Source organism: Pseudomonas sp. Irchel s3f10, assembly GCF_900187515.1.
Taxonomy (GTDB): domain Bacteria; phylum Pseudomonadota; class Gammaproteobacteria; order Pseudomonadales; family Pseudomonadaceae; genus Aquipseudomonas; species Aquipseudomonas tensinigenes.
Window position 1 is genome coordinate 37,312 of record NZ_FYDZ01000004.1, and the last position, 14,863, is coordinate 52,174.

Genomic DNA, 14,863 nt, shown 5'->3' on the forward strand with positions numbered 1-14,863 from the left:
GATGTTGAATGTGCAGCCGCTTTCGCGAGCAGGCTCGCTCCCACAGGGTTTTGTGCAGGCTTTATTTGTTGTCGCGAATCGAGAAGTTGGCCATGTGTTCCAGACCTTTGATCAGCGCCGAGTGATCCCAGTTGCTGCCACCGATGGCCGCGCAAGTGCTGAACACTTGCTGGGCGTTGGCGGTGTTTGGCAGGTTGATGTTCAGTTCCTTGGCGCCTTGCAGGGCCAGGTTCAGGTCCTTCTGGTGCAGGCTGATGCGGAAGCCTGGATCGAAAGTGCCTTTGATCATGCGCTCGCCGTGCACTTCAAGGATCTTCGAGGAGGCGAAACCGCCCATCAGTGCTTCACGCACCTTGGCTGGATCGGCACCGTTTTTCGAAGCGAACAGCAGGGCTTCAGCGACGGCCTGAATGTTCAGGGCGACGATGATCTGGTTCGCGACTTTGGCGGTCTGACCGTCGCCGTTGCCACCGACCAGGGTGATGTTCTTGCCCATGGCCTGGAACAGCGGCAGTGCGCGTTCGAAGGCATCGGCGTCGCCACCGATCATGATGCTCAGGGTCGCGGCTTTGGCGCCGACTTCACCGCCGGACACCGGTGCGTCGAGGTACTGCGCGCCTTTCTCGTTGATCTTCGCCGCGAATGCCTTGGTGGCGGTTGGTGAGATCGAGCTCATGTCGATAACGATTTTGCCTTTGCTCAGGCCAGCGGCAACGCCGTCGGCGCGGAACAGTACGTCGTCGACCTGTGGGGTATCCGGGACCATGACGATGATGAATTCTGCTTCCTGCGCGACTTCGCGCGGGTTGGCCAGGGCGACGGCGCCAGCGGCGACCAGGTCGGCAGGGGCGGCGTCGTGGTGCGCCGACAGGAACAGGCTGTGACCGGCTTTCTGCAGGTTCGAAGCCATTGGGTGGCCCATGATGCCGGTGCCGATAAATCCGATTTTAGCCATGAGAAAATCCTCTTGTTTTTGTCTTGCTCAAGCAAATAGGGGGAGCTGCTGCTTTTATGTAGGAGTGAGCCTGCTCGCGATTCAGGCGCTGAGGTACATCAGGTGTACCGAGGTGAATTCATCGCGAGCAGGCTCACTCCTACAGGGGATCTGCGTCAGATTGCGTTATGGGTTTTCAGCCAGCCAAGACCTGCTTCAGTGGTGGTCAGCGGCTTGTATTCGCAACCCACCCAACCCTGATAACCGATGCGATCGAGGTGTTCGAACAGGAAGCGGTAGTTGATTTCACCAGTGCCGGGTTCGTTGCGGCCCGGGTTGTCCGCGAGCTGCACATGGTTGATCTCGCCCAGATGCGATTGCAGGGTGCGGGCCAGATCGCCTTCCATGATTTGCATGTGATAGATGTCGTATTGCAGGAACAGATTGGCGCTGCCGACCTGTTCGCGAATCGACAGGGCTTGCGCCGTGTTGTTCAGGTAGAAGCCCGGGATGTCGCGGGTGTTGATCGCTTCCATCACCAGTTTGATGCCCACTGCCTGCAGCTTGTCGGCGGCGTATTTCAGGTTGGCGACGAAGGTCTTTTCCACGGTGGCATCGTCAACGCCTTGCGGACGGATACCGGCCAGGCAGTTGATCTGGGTGTTGCCCAGCACTTGTGCGTAAGCAATGGCCAGATCGACACCGGCGCGGAACTCTTCGACCCGATCCGGCAGGCAGGCGATACCGCGCTCGCCCTTGGCCCAGTCACCGGCCGGCAGGTTGAACAGCACTTGGGTCAGACCGTTGGCGTCGAGCCTGGCCTTGATTTCGGCAGAGCTGAAGTCGTACGGGAACAGATACTCGACCCCGCTGAAACCGGCCTTGGCGGCGGCGTCGAAACGGGCAAGGAAATCCTGCTCGGTGAACAGCATGGACAGGTTGGCTGCGAAACGCGGCATGGTGGTCTCCCGTTCTAGATTCTCGTTCCCACGCTCTGCGTGGGAATGCCTCAATGGACGCTCTGCGTCCGCTTTGGGACGCAGAGCGTCCCGGGCTGCGTTCCCACGCAGAGCGTGGGAACGATCAGCGGTCAGCAGTTAATCAAGCAGCGAAATCGCCGTTGGCGCATCGTTGCCGACCAGCGCCAGGTCTTCGAATTCGTTGACGGCGTTGATCTCGGTACCCATGGAGATGTTGGTCACACGCTCCAGAATGATCTCGACGATCACCGGCACCTTGAACTCTTCGATCATCTGTTCGGCCTTGCGCAGGGCAGGGGCGATTTCCGAGGGTTCGAACACACGCAGTGCCTTACAGCCGAGGCCTTCAGCCACTGCGACGTGGTCAACACCGTAACCGTTGAGTTCCGGCGCGTTCAGGTTATCGAAGGACAGCTGCACGCAGTAGTCCATTTCGAACCCGCGCTGGGCCTGACGGATCAGGCCCAGGTACGAGTTGTTCACCACGACGTGGATGTACGGCAGTTTGAACTGAGCGCCGACCGCCAGTTCTTCGATCATGAACTGGAAGTCATAGTCCCCCGACAGGGCCACGACTTTGCGGTTCGGATCGGCCTTCACCACGCCCAGCGCTGCCGGAATGGTCCAGCCCAGCGGGCCCGCCTGGCCACAGTTGATCCAGTGACGCGGCTTGTAGACGTGCAGGAACTGCGCGCCGGCAATCTGCGACAGACCAATGGTGCTGACGTAGCAGGTGTCCTTGCCGAACACCTGGTTCATTTCTTCGTAAACGCGCTGTGGTTTCACCGGCACGTTGTCGAAGTGGGTCTTGCGATGCAGGCTGGCTTTGCGCTGCTGGCAGTCTTGCAGCCAGGCACTACGGTTCTTCAGTTTGCCGGCGGCTTGCCATTCACGCGCGACTTCGATGAACACGGTCAGTGCCGCAGCGGCGTCGGACACGATGCCCAGATCCGGCGTGAACACACGACCGATCTGCGTGCCTTCGATGTCGACGTGAATGAACTTGCGACCTTCGGTGTAAACGTCAACCGAACCGGTGTGACGGTTGGCCCAACGGTTACCGATCCCCAACACCACGTCGGATTTCAGCATCGTTGCGTTGCCGTAACGGTGCGAAGTCTGCAGACCGACCATGCCGACCATCAACGGGTGATCGTCAGGGATGGTGCCCCAGCCCATCAGGGTCGGAATCACCGGGATGCCGGTCAGTTCAGCGAATTCAACCAGCAGATCGCTGGCGTCGGCGTTGATGATGCCGCCGCCGGCCACCAGCAGTGGACGTTCAGCCTGATCCAGCAAAGCCAGAGCCTTTTCGACCTGAACGCGGGTCGCGGTCGGTTTGGCCAATGGCAGCGGCTGGTAAGCGTCGATGTCGAATTCGATTTCGGCCATCTGCACGTCGAACGGCAGATCGATCAGCACCGGGCCTGGACGGCCGGAGCGCATTTCAAAGAACGCTTTCTGGAACGCGTAAGGCACTTGGCCCGGCTCCAGAACAGTGGTCGCCCACTTGGTGACTGGCTTGACGATGCTGGTGATGTCGACAGCCTGGAAGTCTTCCTTGTGCATACGGGCGCGGGGTGCCTGGCCGGTGATGCAGAGGATTGGAATCGAGTCGGCCGAGGCGCTGTAGAGCCCGGTGACCATGTCGGTACCGGCAGGGCCGGAAGTACCGATGCACACGCCGATGTTGCCGGCCTTGGTGCGGGTGTAACCCTCGGCCATGTGCGAGGCGCCTTCAACGTGGCGAGCAAGGACGTGATCGATGCCACCGACTTTCTGCAAGGCGGAGTACAGCGGGTTGATGGCAGCGCCCGGGATGCCAAAAGCGGTATCAACCCCTTCACGGCGCATCACCAGAACGGCGGCTTCGATTGCTCTCATTTTGCTCATGGTTTTGTGCCTCTTTACGTTTTGTAATTGTATACAAGTGGCTTTGCGCAGAGTGTATTCACGGCGGACGGCGCAGGTCAATCCATTTTCTCAAGCGCCTGTTTCATTCGTCGGAAGCCTGTCTGACTGTGGCTTTTCGTCGCATGTGGCGCTTTTCGAGAATTATTGTATACAAAAAAATAACTCATTGTGTTCTATTTGTTGCATCGGCCTGCGGCAGAAAACCGCAGGCCCACGACTTTCCCTATAACAAAATGAGGACGGCACCATGAGCGCTTTAACCTTGAAAGTCGCAGTCAACCTGGTCAACGAAGCCATCAATACAGGGCGCGGCATCAACGCCGCGCCGCTGACCATCGCGGTACTCGATACCGGCGGCCACCTGATCACCCTGCAACGCGAAGACGGCGCCAGCCTGCTGCGCCCGAACATCGCCATCGGCAAAGCCTGGGGCGCGATCGCGCTGGGCAAAGGTTCACGCCTGCTGGCACTGGATGCACAACAACGCCCGGCGTTTATTGCCGCGCTCAACAGCATGGGCCAGGGCAGCGTCGTGCCGGCACCGGGCGGTGTGTTGATTCGGGATCAGGCGGGGAATGTGCTGGGAGCGATCGGCATCAGCGGGGATTTGTCGGATATTGATGAGCAGGTGGCGATCAGGGCGGTGGAGGCGTTGGAGTTGCGGGCGGATGCGGGGGTGGCTGCTTGATCTTTAGCGTCTGACCGAAAGTCATCGCTGGCAAGCCAGCTCCCACAAGGTTCTCTGTTGTATTGAGATTTTGTAACCAATACAAAACCCTGTGGGAGCTGGCTTGCCAGCGATGGCGGCTAGACTGACACATCATGAAAAAAGACAGATCCAGCCAAATAGATCGCTGAGGTCTAGCCTTTTGATGAACTCATCATGAAGGGGCAATGGATTGCCTGATCTTCCTGCTTCACATCGCCTGCGAGCCGGCCGCTATGCCGAGCCGAATCGAATCTATTTACTGACTACCAACACACTTGGTCGAGAACCGATCTTTGCCGATTTCGCTTTGGGCAGATTGGTCGTTCATCAGTTTCGTCGTGCGCAAAATCTTGGACTAGCAAAATCACTGGCCTGGGTTGTTATGCCGGATCATTTTCACTGGCTGATCGAACTGGAAAATTGTTCGCTCAAAAAACTGATGCGCGAAACCAAGTCGCTGGTTACGCGGGAAGTGAATATGTCCATCCACCGGAAAGGACCGCTTTGGCAGCAGGGTTTTCACGACCGTGCGCTGCGGCGGGAAGAGGATCTGGTGAAAATGGCGCGATATGTCGTAGCTAACCCTTTACGGGCGGGACTCGTCGAAGAGATTGGCTACTATCCGCTGTGGGATGCAGTCTGGCTTTAACAATTTTGAATGGAGTTGCCTCCATCGCTGGCAAGCCAGCTCCCACAAGGATTTGTGTTGGTTGCTAAATCTGAATTCAACACAAAAACCTGTGGGAGCTGGCTTGCCAGCGATGGCGTCTCCGCAAAACTTCAGTCCGGCTCACACCCTTTCAACACCAACCGGATAATCGTCTGCGCCGCGGCCTCATAATCCGCCTCATCCAGCTTGTCTTTCCCGGTGACCGCAGAAATCTGCCAATCAAAGTCGGCGTAGGTCTGGGTCGCGGCCCAGATGCTGAACATCAGGTGATTAGGGTCGATCGGGGCGATCTGGCCGCGGTCGATCCAGCTCTGGATGCAGTCGATGTTGTGCTTGGCCTGGCCGTTGAGCTGCTCGACCAGGTCGGCACTCAGGTGCGGGGCGCCGTGCATGATTTCGCTGGCGAATACTTTCGAGGCGAAGGGCAGGTCGCGGGAGATTCGGATCTTCGAGCGGATGTAGCCGCTCAGCACTTCGCTTGGCACGCCGTCCGGGTTGAACGGGGTCGAGGCCTGCAAAATCGGCACGATGATGCTTTCCAATACCTCGCGGTAGAGGTTTTCCTTGGACTTGAAGTAGTAGTAGACGTTGGGCTTGGGCAATCCCGCCTTGGCGGCGATGTCGCTGGTTTTGGTCGCAGCGAAGCCCTTGTCGGCAAACTCCTCACTGGCGGCACGCAGGATCAGTTCTTTGTTGCGCTCGCGGATTGTGCTCATAAACCCGGTGGTTCCTTGCCTGTTCTGGCGGTTGCGCATGGTAGCACCGGCCTCGCGCGACGCTCAAGAATGCCCCGCGTGGTCTAAGGTCGCGTTATGCTTCGCAACATTCATACATAAAAGGAAACAGGATTCATGGCAGGAAGCAGTTTGCTGGTGCTGGTCGACGATATTGCCACCGTGCTGGACGACGTGGCGTTGATGAGCAAAATGGCCGCCAAGAAGACTGCCGGCGTGCTTGGCGACGACCTGGCGCTCAATGCCCAGCAGGTCTCCGGCGTGCGTGCCGAACGGGAAATCCCTGTGGTCTGGGCCGTGGCCAAAGGTTCGTTCGTCAACAAACTGATTCTGGTGCCATCGGCACTGGCGATCAGTGCGTTCGTGCCGTGGCTGGTGACGCCGTTGTTGATGGTCGGCGGTGCCTATCTGTGCTTCGAGGGCTTCGAGAAGCTTGCGCACAAATTTCTGCACAGCAAGGCTGAAGACGAGGTCGAACATGCGCAACTGACTGAGGCGGTTGCTGATCCGGCGACCGATCTGGTGGCATTCGAGAAGGACAAGATCAAAGGCGCGATCCGCACTGACTTTATCCTTTCGGCAGAGATTATCGCGATCACCTTGGGCACCGTGGCGGATGCATCGCTGACTCAGCAAGTGGTTGTGATGTCCGGTATCGCCATCGTCATGACTGTCGGCGTTTATGGATTGGTAGCGGGTATCGTCAAGCTCGACGATCTCGGTCTGTGGCTGACGCAGAAACCTGGGCAGGTTGCCAGGAAAGTCGGCAGCGCCATCCTCAGCGCCGCACCGTACATGATGAAAACCCTGTCGGTGGTCGGCACGGCGGCGATGTTCCTGGTCGGCGGCGGAATTCTCACCCACGGCGTGCCGGTGGTGCATCACTGGATCGAAGGCGTTGGTGCCGCTGCGGGTAGTGCCGGGTTTGCTGTGCCGATGTTGCTCAATGGTGTGGCGGGAATCATTGCCGGTGCGGTGGTGTTGGCGGTGGTTTCCGTTGTCGGCAAGATCTGGAAAGCCCTGAAAAACTGACATTCAACACAAAACCCTTGTAGGAGTGAGCCTGCTCGCGATGGCGGTGTGTCAGCCCCACAAGTGTCGCCTGACACACCGCCATCGCGAGCAGGCTCACTCCTACAATTTGATCTTTGTTGTGCCATGAAAAAGGGCCATTCGACTCGCATCGAATGGCCCTTTTTTGTGCCTGCCGGGATTACTCGGCAATCTGCAGCTTGCGTGACTCGGTGTAGACGTAACGTACTTTCTCGTACTCAAACGGTGAGTTCAGTTGACCGTAGCGGAAACTGGTCTGATAACGCTTGTCGACCGCACGCAGGGCCCAGATCTCCGGGTGGTTGGAGCTGACTTCCGAGACGTTGAGGAAGTTGATCGCCGATTCGGTGGTGTAATCCACTGCCAGGCCTGCGGTATCGCGGATGTTCGACGGGCCGAAGATCGGCAGTACGAAGTAGGCACCGCCCGGTACACCGTAGAAGCCCAGAGTCTGGCCGAAGTCTTCGCTCTGGCGTGGCAGGCCCATGGCGGTGGCCGGATCCCACAGGCCGGCAATGCCGATGGTGGTGTTGAGCAGCAGCCGCGCGGTGGTTTCCATCGAGCGCTGGCCCTTGAACTGCAACAGGCTGTTGACCAGGTTCGGCACGTCACCGAGGTTGTTGAAGAAGTTGCTCACGCCCGTGCGCAAAAAGCTGGGTGTGATGTAACGGTAGCCATCGACCACCGGCAGGAACACCCATTGGTCGAAGCGATAGTTGAAGTGGTAAACCCGGCGGTTCCACGACTCCAGCGGGTCGTAGACGTTCAGCGCGTTGAGCGTCGAACGCTCGAACTCGCGCTGATCCAGCCCCGGGTTGAATTTGAGTTTGGACAGCGGCTCTTTGAAGCCGTCGCTGTCGACCACCACGGGCGCGTTGGCTTTACTGTTGTCGGCCTGGGCCACGCCTGCGCAGAGTAGCGCTGCAATCAGCAGGAGATGTTTAGCCACGGAAGAACTCCAGCATGGCGTCGCTGTTGACGCGGTAGTTAAGGTTGCCGCAATGGCCGCCCAGTGGATAAACAGTCAGGCGATCACCGAAGGTCTTGCGCAGGAAACCGAGGTCGCCCGGGCCGAGGATCACGTCGTCGGCGTTGTGCATCACAGCGATTTTCGGGCTGTCGTGCAGGTAATCCTTGAGCGCATACAGGCTCACCTGATCAATCAGTTGCAGCAGGCTGCCGCCGTCGGTGCGCGCACGCCACATCGGAATCACCTGTTCGGTCAGGTAGCAGTCGAAATCGCACTGCAGCGCACGCTTGAGGAACGGCGTGAGGCTGGTGCCTTCGGTGATCGGGAATTTCGGCGGGGTGATCAGGCCGCGACGGTTGATCAGGTCCGAGGTAAAGGCAATATCGGCTGCCGAGAAGCGGAACGAAGTGCCGATCAGCATCGCCATTTGTTCGTTGGTCAGGTGTTGCTTGGACTGCTGGAAGTCATAGAGCAGCGCGTCATTGAGGTCGATGTAGCCTTTCTGCTGGAAGTAGCGGGTCAACTTGGACAGCACCAGCTCATAGAATGTGGTGCTGGTGTTGATGCCTTTGACTTCGGTCTGCACCAGCTTGTCGAGGTTGGTGATCGAGGTATAGAGGTTGACCGGTGGGTTGAGCAGCAGGACTTTCTTGAAGTTGAAGCTGCGACGGGTTTCATCCAGGTGCGCGACGAACGCGGCGTCGAGCGCGCCGAGGCTGTATCCGGTCAGGTAATACTCGGTGACTGGCAGCTTTGGATTCTGTGCACGAACGGCCTGCATCACCCGATACATGTCTTCAGCGTCTTCCTTGGTCACGCCCGGCGTGGCGAAGCGTGAAGCGGCGCTGATGAAGTCGAAGCTGGTCGGCGACGACAGCTGGACGACGTGGTAGCCGGCCTTGTAGTAGAGCTTTTTCAGGTACTCGTTGAGCGTGCTGTCATAGCGCGCACCCGTGCCGGCGATCAGGAAGATCAGCGGCGCCGGTTTGTCCTGTTCGGCGATGCGGTAGGTCAGCTTTTTCACCGGCCAGAAATTGTCCGGCAGGATGAACTCGCGCTCCGGACGCAGAGTGACGCTGCGGTCTGACTGATTGATGTCGTCGTCCAGCGGCAATTCCGGGCGCAAGTCCGGCGGGGTCGTGGCGATGGTCGCCTCGAACGGATTGGTCAGGGGATAGCCATAACTGGCGGCGTCGATATCCACCGCCAGTGCGGACGCACTCAAAATAAGGCCGCTGAACAGCGCGGCGAAGCGCAAGGAACGGAGCATGACTAGATCCCTTAGAGGAAGGTGCCGAATGAAGTTCGCAGGCTATGACCACCGGGTGTGCGCCAAAGTGCCATGCTGCGGCACCAAACAGGCAGAATTCGGAGTAATAGTAGCTGGACGATACACTTTGCACGGTGTGAATGAACAGTTAAGTGTTGTTAGCGCTTGCGTATGCATGACGGCAGATTAAGCTGGCCGCCGATTTCTCAAGATTGGAGTGCTTCATGTCCCGCCGCTTGCCCGTGATTGTGCTGCTCGTTCTGTTGCCGTTGTGGCTGGCCGCCAGTTATGGCGCGCGTTATGGCTTTATGGAAGACGGAAAATGGGTCGGTATCTGCGTGGATGAGGCCAGTCGCTGGGAATGCCAGGTGCGTTCCAACCTTGGATTGATGATTCACTTCAAGGTACTGGGCTGGACGGCACTGGGCGCGGCGCTGACCGCTTTTGTCGTGCCGGGGCGGGCAGGGTGGTGGCTGGCGGTGTTGGCACTGGTGGCCGGAGTGCCGGCGCTGGCGTTGTACAACACCACGCTGGCGGTGTTTGCGTTGGTGATTGCCGGGTTGCGGTTGGTCCGTAAGTCCCGCAGCGCCTGACAGTCAGTCGCTCCCACAGGGGATTTGTGAACGTCACAGATCCAATGTGGGAGCGAGCCTGCTCGCGAAGAGGCCTGATGCCACTCTGAAGATCAGAGGCTGCGAACCCGCAGGCAGCGCCACAAAGCAGCCACCATCAACACGCTGACCAAAGCCCAACCCCACGCCTGCTGATTCTGCAAACCTTCCTGATACAACTGCGGCGCAATCCCCGCGCCGACTATAAACGTCAGCAGGGCAATTTCCCGGCGCGGCACACTCACTGGGCGACACAGATAAACCAGCGCCGGCAGCACAAACGCCATGCTCGCAAAACTGCGATAACGCGGATCGAAGACCATCTCGAGCATCATCACCGCCGCGGCAAATCCTGCTGCCGCGACCAGCCAGCCGGCGCGTCGCTCCAGCAGATTGAATGCCCGTTCACGCCAGCCAGTGCGAGCACTCAGCGTCAGCGCCGCATGCGCCAACACCAACAGATTCAACGCGGTCAGCAAGCCGACCCACAGCCACTCACTGGTGAACCGCGTGGTCACCCGCGCCAGATCACCCCAAGCGCCAATCGAACAAGCGGCGAGGGCGCCGAGCAGCGGCAACACCAGCGCCGAACGCGTGGTGCGAACGCGACCGCCAAGGATCAGCGTGCCAAGGAAAATCAACCCGCCGACCGCCAGCCATTCCTTCCAGAACGGCACATTGGTCACCGGTCCGGCCAGCACACCCTTGTCCTGACGATCGGCATCGAACAGTCCCCAATAGCCACCGACCGCGCCTTCACTGCCGCGCTTCCACGGCTGGTCAAACGCTTCGATCAGGTTGTAATGCCAGCCTTCCTTCTCGGCCATCGCGACAAAACCACGAATGAATTTGGCCTCATTGACCCGACTCGGCAGGGCGGTCTCGCGCTGGCGGCCTTCGCTCGGCCAGCCGGTTTCGCCGATCATCACGTCTTTCGGTGCGAACTTATTGCCAAACACCTGGCGCACATCCGCGACATGTTGCAGGGCGACGTCGATGTTCGATGGATCATCTTCCCAGTACGGCAGCAAATGGATGGTCAGGAAATCCACCGCTGGCGCGACTTCCGGATGCTTGAGCCAGAACTCCCAGACATCGGCATAGGTGACCGGCTGCTTGACCTGACTCTTGACCTTGCTGATCAGCTTCGCCAGTTGCGTGCCGGTGACTTCCTTGCGCAGCAAGGCTTCGTTGCCGACGATCACCGCGCTGACCACGTCCGGGTTGGCGTTGGCCGATTTGATCAGCAAATCGACTTCTTTCTCGGTGTCCACCGGGTTGCTGTTGACCCAAGCGCCGATCATCAATTTCAGGCCATGTTTGCGCGCCAGATCCGGCAACGCCTCCAGGCCCGTCATCGAATAGGTACGAATGCACTCAAAGCGAGTCGCCAGCAACGCGAGGTCAGCGTCCATGCGCTCCGGGCGCAGCTTGAACGGCACGTCGAACGGTGATTGGTCTTTATCGAACGGGGTGTAGGAGGCGCATTGCAACTTGTGCGTCGGAGTCGCTGCGTCCGGCAGAATCACCGGTTGGCCGAGGCCGTACCAGAAGCCACTCAGGGCAAACAGCCCAAGCAGGCAGGCGAAGAGGTAAGGTAGAAGGGGAAAGCGGGAAGTCGCGGACATGGTCAGGCCGAGTGGCTGCAAAGCGACGCATGTTACCTGCATTTATAGAGGGTTGGTGGTCCGCATGATTTTGACATGCAAAGTTCGGGCGGATTATTTGGCGTCATTTATATAGTCGCGATTAATGGCCTTGTGATGTCGTTTCTCATTGTCTTGAGGTCGCTGGCAGAGCAGGTCGCGAGCGTCGTCAGGTTGATGATCGAAGCGTCAGCACTCCACTGATGTTCCAGCGAGTTTGCGGTCAGGCGTGATGGGGGCGCTGTGCACCATAACAATACGTTGACGTCGCCCGCCATCCGTCGGGCGCAGCATTTCGGGGAAGTAACGATGAAGATGCGACGACTTTTAGGCGCAGGTGCCGCTCTGGCGCTGGCGATGAGTGCGACACTGGCCAGTGCGGAAACCAAGACCCTGAACATCGGTTACGTTGACGGCTGGTCCGACAGCGTGGCGACCACCCACGTGGCCGCCGAAGTGATCAAGCAGAAGCTCGGCTACGACGTGAAACTGCAAGCCGTCGCCACCGGGATCATGTGGCAGGGCGTGGCCACCGGCAAACTCGACGCCATGCTCTCGGCCTGGCTGCCAGTGACCCACGGCGAATACTGGACGAAGAATAAGGATCAGGTCGTCGATTACGGCCCGAACTTCAAGGATGCGAAAATCGGCCTGATCGTGCCGGAGTATGTGAAAGCCAAGTCGATCGAAGACCTGAAAACCGATGACACCTTCAAAAATCGCATCGTCGGTATCGACGCCGGTTCAGGCGTGATGCTCAAGACCGATCAGGCGATCAAGGATTACGGCCTCGATAAATACAGTCTCAAAGCCAGTTCTGGCGCCGGCATGATTGCCGAGCTGACCCGTGCCGAGAAGAAAAACGAATCCATCGCGGTCACCGGTTGGGTGCCGCACTGGATGTTCGCCAAGTGGAAACTGCGCTTCCTCGATGACCCGAAAGGCGTATACGGCGCAGCTGAAACCGTAAACAGCATCGGCAGCAAAGAACTCGCGACCAAAGCGCCGGAAGTGGCCAAGTTCCTGAAGAACTTCCAGTGGGCGTCGAAAGACGAAATCGGCGAAGTCATGCTGGCAATTCAGGACGGTGCCAAGCCTGACGCAGCGGCCAAGGACTGGGTCGCCAAACACCCGGATCGCGTGGCTGACTGGACCAAATAAAAGCTTCACCGCCTAACCCTGTGGGAGCGAGCCTGCTCGCGAATGCGATCTGTCAGTTGATGCAAATATCGACTGATCTGACGCCTTCGCGAGCAGGCTCGCTCCCACAGTTGTTTTGTGTGTACCGGAAATTGGCAAAAGTGTCATGGCGTTCTACTACTAAGGTCGTCTGTTACCGCGCTCGCAGCCGCATACATTAGCTATGTTCCAACAATAATCTGTGCTGCGAGGATAAAAACAATGAACGACAGCATTTACCTCTCGATTCAAAACAGTCCCCGATTCAAGGAGCTGGTGCGAAAAAGGGAAAAGTTCGCCTGGATACTCTCGGCGATCATGCTCGGGCTTTACTCTGGCTTCATTCTTCTGATCGCTTACGGGCCGCATATTCTGGGCGCGAAAATCAGTCCTGAGTCCTCGATTACCTGGGGCATCCCGATCGGTGTCGGACTGATTCTCTCAGCCTTCATTCTCACCGGTATCTACGTGCGCCGCGCCAATGGCGAGTTTGACGACCTGAACAATGCGATTCTCAAGGAGGCTCAGCAATGATCCGGCGTCTACTGGCTTTATTGAGTGTTGCAGCGTTCGCACCGGGTGTCTGGGCGGCGGATGCATTGACGGGTGAAGTGGCCAAACAGCCGCTGAACATTCCGGCGATCCTGATGTTCGTCGCCTTCGTTGGCGCGACGTTGTACATCACCTACTGGGCCTCGAAGAAAAACAACTCGGCGGCCGACTATTATGCGGCGGGCGGCAAGATCACCGGTTTCCAGAATGGTCTGGCAATTGCCGGTGACTACATGTCGGCGGCGTCCTTCCTGGGGATTTCCGCGCTGGTGTTCACCTCCGGCTACGATGGCCTGATCTACTCGATCGGCTTCCTGGTGGGCTGGCCGATCATTCTGTTCCTGATCGCCGAGCGTCTGCGTAACCTGGGTAAATACACGTTTGCCGACGTGGCGTCCTACCGCCTCGGGCAAACCCAGATTCGCACCCTGTCAGCCTGCGGTTCGCTGGTGGTGGTCGCGTTCTACCTGATCGCGCAAATGGTCGGTGCCGGCAAGCTGATTCAGCTGTTGTTCGGTCTGGACTACCACGTCGCGGTGATTCTGGTCGGTGTGCTGATGTGCATGTACGTGCTGTTCGGCGGCATGCTGGCGACCACCTGGGTGCAGATCATCAAGGCTGTGCTGTTGCTGTCCGGTGCCTCGTTCATGGCGTTGATGGTGATGAAGCACGTAGGCTTCGACTTCAACACGCTGTTCTCCGAGGCGATCAAGGTTCACGCCAAAGGCGAAGCGATCATGAGCCCGGGCGGTCTGGTCAAGGATCCGATTTCGGCCTTCTCGCTGGGTCTGGCGCTGATGTTCGGTACGGCTGGCCTGCCACACATTCTGATGCGCTTCTTCACCGTGAGCGACGCAAAAGAAGCTCGCAAGAGCGTGCTCTACGCAACTGGCTTCATCGGTTACTTCTACATCCTGACCTTCATCATCGGCTTCGGCGCGATCCTGCTGGTCAGCACTAACCCGGCCTTCAAAGATGCGGCTGGCGCGCTGTTGGGCGGTAACAACATGGCGGCGGTGCACCTGGCCAACGCGGTCGGCGGTAGTATCTTCCTCGGCTTTATCTCGGCGGTGGCGTTCGCGACCATTCTGGCGGTTGTGGCAGGTCTGACGCTGGCCGGTGCTTCGGCGGTTTCTCACGACCTGTATGCGAGTGTGATCAAGAAGGGCAAGGCGAACGAGAAGGACGAGATTCGTGTCTCGAAGATCACCACCATTGCCTTGGCGGTGTTGGCGATTGGCTTGGGTATCCTGTTCGAAAGCCAGAACATTGCGTTCATGGTGGGCCTGGCGTTCTCGATCGCGGCGAGCTGCAACTTCCCGGTACTGCTGCTTTCGATGTACTGGAAGAAGTTGACCACTCGTGGGGCGATGATTGGCGGCTGGCTGGGTCTGGTGAGTGCCGTTGGTTTGATGGTGCTTGGCCCGACCATCTGGGTGCAGATTCTGCATCATGAGAAGGCGATCTTCCCTTACGAGTATCCGGCGTTGTTCTCGATGATCATTGCCTTTGTGGGGATCTGGTTCTTCTCGATTACTGACAAGTCGGCGGCTGCGGACAAGGAGCGGGCGTTGTTCTTCCCGCAGTTTGTGCGTTCGCAGACTGGGTTGGGGGCGAGTGGGGCGGTTTCGCATTGATGGT

14 protein-coding genes are annotated in these 14,863 nt (G+C 58.5%); 7 read left to right on the forward strand and 7 right to left on the reverse strand.

The genetic code is table 11. The annotated features are described in order from the left end of the window. Positions 1-61: 61 nt before the first annotated feature. From CKW17_RS11585 to gcl, 3 genes are all read right to left on the reverse strand, one after another. Positions 62-955, reverse strand: a complete 894-nt coding sequence (locus CKW17_RS11585) for a 2-hydroxy-3-oxopropionate reductase (protein ID WP_007919937.1) — start codon at positions 953-955, stop codon at positions 62-64. A 155-nt stretch (positions 956-1,110) separates the two neighbouring features. After that, complete coding sequence (hyi, locus tag CKW17_RS11590; protein WP_095119927.1) at positions 1,111-1,893, reverse strand: hydroxypyruvate isomerase; 783 nt, start codon at positions 1,891-1,893, stop codon at positions 1,111-1,113. A 138-nt stretch (positions 1,894-2,031) separates the two neighbouring features. Then, positions 2,032-3,807, reverse strand: a complete 1,776-nt coding sequence (gcl, locus tag CKW17_RS11595) for a glyoxylate carboligase (RefSeq protein ID WP_008083509.1) — start codon at positions 3,805-3,807, stop codon at positions 2,032-2,034. A gap of 268 nt (positions 3,808-4,075) precedes the next feature. On the opposite strand from gcl, the gene CKW17_RS11600 reads away from it, so the two are divergent. Both CKW17_RS11600 and CKW17_RS11605 read left to right on the forward strand, forming a co-directional pair. Further along, positions 4,076-4,516 carry a heme-binding protein gene (locus tag CKW17_RS11600; RefSeq protein ID WP_095119928.1) on the forward strand — a complete coding sequence of 147 codons (441 nt, stop codon included), beginning with the start codon at positions 4,076-4,078 and terminating at the stop codon, positions 4,514-4,516. Positions 4,517-4,727: 211 nt separating this feature from the next. Then, positions 4,728-5,186: a transposase gene (locus CKW17_RS11605; protein ID WP_095119929.1), complete on the forward strand. Its 459-nt coding sequence runs from the start codon at positions 4,728-4,730 to the stop codon at positions 5,184-5,186. 131 nt (positions 5,187-5,317) lie between these two features. Here CKW17_RS11605 and CKW17_RS11610 read toward each other — a convergent pair whose 3' ends face one another. Then, positions 5,318-5,923, reverse strand: coding sequence for a TetR/AcrR family transcriptional regulator (locus CKW17_RS11610; RefSeq protein WP_007919931.1), 606 nt, complete (start codon positions 5,921-5,923; stop codon positions 5,318-5,320). A gap of 135 nt (positions 5,924-6,058) precedes the next feature. Between CKW17_RS11610 and CKW17_RS11615 the strand changes: the two genes are divergently transcribed. Next, the gene (locus tag CKW17_RS11615; protein WP_095119930.1) at positions 6,059-6,973 is read left to right on the forward strand and encodes a DUF808 domain-containing protein; all 915 of its coding nucleotides are present in this window, start codon (positions 6,059-6,061) and stop codon (positions 6,971-6,973) included. 181 nt (positions 6,974-7,154) lie between these two features. Here CKW17_RS11615 and CKW17_RS11620 read toward each other — a convergent pair whose 3' ends face one another. Both CKW17_RS11620 and CKW17_RS11625 read right to left on the reverse strand, forming a co-directional pair. Beyond that, complete coding sequence (locus tag CKW17_RS11620) at positions 7,155-7,943, reverse strand: VacJ family lipoprotein (protein ID WP_095119931.1); 789 nt, start codon at positions 7,941-7,943, stop codon at positions 7,155-7,157. Then, positions 7,936-9,234, reverse strand: a complete 1,299-nt coding sequence (locus CKW17_RS11625; RefSeq protein ID WP_095119932.1) for a serine/threonine protein kinase — start codon at positions 9,232-9,234, stop codon at positions 7,936-7,938. The genes CKW17_RS11620 and CKW17_RS11625 overlap by 8 nt, the downstream gene beginning before the upstream one ends. A 224-nt stretch (positions 9,235-9,458) precedes the next feature. Between CKW17_RS11625 and CKW17_RS11630 the strand changes: the two genes are divergently transcribed. Then, positions 9,459-9,827 (forward strand): hypothetical protein, encoded by a 369-nt coding sequence (locus CKW17_RS11630; protein ID WP_095119933.1) that lies wholly within the window; start codon positions 9,459-9,461, stop codon positions 9,825-9,827. 92 nt (positions 9,828-9,919) lie between these two features. Here the strand turns inward: CKW17_RS11630 and CKW17_RS11635 are convergent, their stop codons facing one another. Beyond that, complete coding sequence (locus CKW17_RS11635) at positions 9,920-11,515, reverse strand: beta (1-6) glucans synthase (RefSeq protein WP_095119934.1); 1,596 nt, start codon at positions 11,513-11,515, stop codon at positions 9,920-9,922. 285 nt (positions 11,516-11,800) lie between these two features. Here CKW17_RS11635 and CKW17_RS11645 point away from each other — a divergent pair, with 285 nt between their 5' ends. The 3 genes from CKW17_RS11645 (at position 11,801) to CKW17_RS11655 (ending at position 14,859) form a co-directional block, all read left to right on the forward strand. After that, positions 11,801-12,652, forward strand: coding sequence for a glycine betaine ABC transporter substrate-binding protein (locus CKW17_RS11645; RefSeq protein WP_095119935.1), 852 nt, complete (start codon positions 11,801-11,803; stop codon positions 12,650-12,652). Between the two features lie 240 nt (positions 12,653-12,892). After that, a complete protein-coding gene (locus CKW17_RS11650) occupies positions 12,893-13,204 on the forward strand; it encodes a DUF485 domain-containing protein (protein WP_095119936.1) in 312 nt (103 codons plus the stop codon). Next, positions 13,201-14,859: a cation acetate symporter gene (locus CKW17_RS11655; protein ID WP_095119937.1), complete on the forward strand. Its 1,659-nt coding sequence runs from the start codon at positions 13,201-13,203 to the stop codon at positions 14,857-14,859. Before CKW17_RS11650 ends, CKW17_RS11655 begins: the two co-directional genes overlap by 4 nt. Positions 14,860-14,863: the final 4 nt, after the last annotated feature.

Bases quoted from the DNA above. Each gene is read 5' to 3' on its own strand.
- CKW17_RS11585 (WP_007919937.1), bottom strand. From the start codon at position 955: ATGGCTAAAATCGGATTTATCGGCACCGGCATCATGGGCCACCCAATG.
- hyi (WP_095119927.1), bottom strand. From the start codon at position 1,893: ATGCCGCGTTTCGCAGCCAACCTGTCCATGCTGTTCACCGAGCAGGAT.
- gcl (WP_008083509.1), bottom strand. From the start codon at position 3,807: ATGAGCAAAATGAGAGCAATCGAAGCCGCCGTTCTGGTGATGCGCCGT.
- CKW17_RS11600 (WP_095119928.1), top strand. From the start codon at position 4,076: ATGAGCGCTTTAACCTTGAAAGTCGCAGTCAACCTGGTCAACGAAGCC.
- CKW17_RS11610 (WP_007919931.1), bottom strand. From the start codon at position 5,923: ATGAGCACAATCCGCGAGCGCAACAAAGAACTGATCCTGCGTGCCGCC.
- CKW17_RS11615 (WP_095119930.1), top strand. From the start codon at position 6,059: ATGGCAGGAAGCAGTTTGCTGGTGCTGGTCGACGATATTGCCACCGTG.
- CKW17_RS11625 (WP_095119932.1), bottom strand. From the start codon at position 9,234: ATGCTCCGTTCCTTGCGCTTCGCCGCGCTGTTCAGCGGCCTTATTTTG.
- CKW17_RS11630 (WP_095119933.1), top strand. From the start codon at position 9,459: ATGTCCCGCCGCTTGCCCGTGATTGTGCTGCTCGTTCTGTTGCCGTTG.
- CKW17_RS11635 (WP_095119934.1), bottom strand. From the start codon at position 11,515: ATGCAGGTAACATGCGTCGCTTTGCAGCCACTCGGCCTGACCATGTCC.
- CKW17_RS11645 (WP_095119935.1), top strand. From the start codon at position 11,801: ATGAAGATGCGACGACTTTTAGGCGCAGGTGCCGCTCTGGCGCTGGCG.
- CKW17_RS11650 (WP_095119936.1), top strand. From the start codon at position 12,893: ATGAACGACAGCATTTACCTCTCGATTCAAAACAGTCCCCGATTCAAG.
- CKW17_RS11655 (WP_095119937.1), top strand. From the start codon at position 13,201: ATGATCCGGCGTCTACTGGCTTTATTGAGTGTTGCAGCGTTCGCACCG.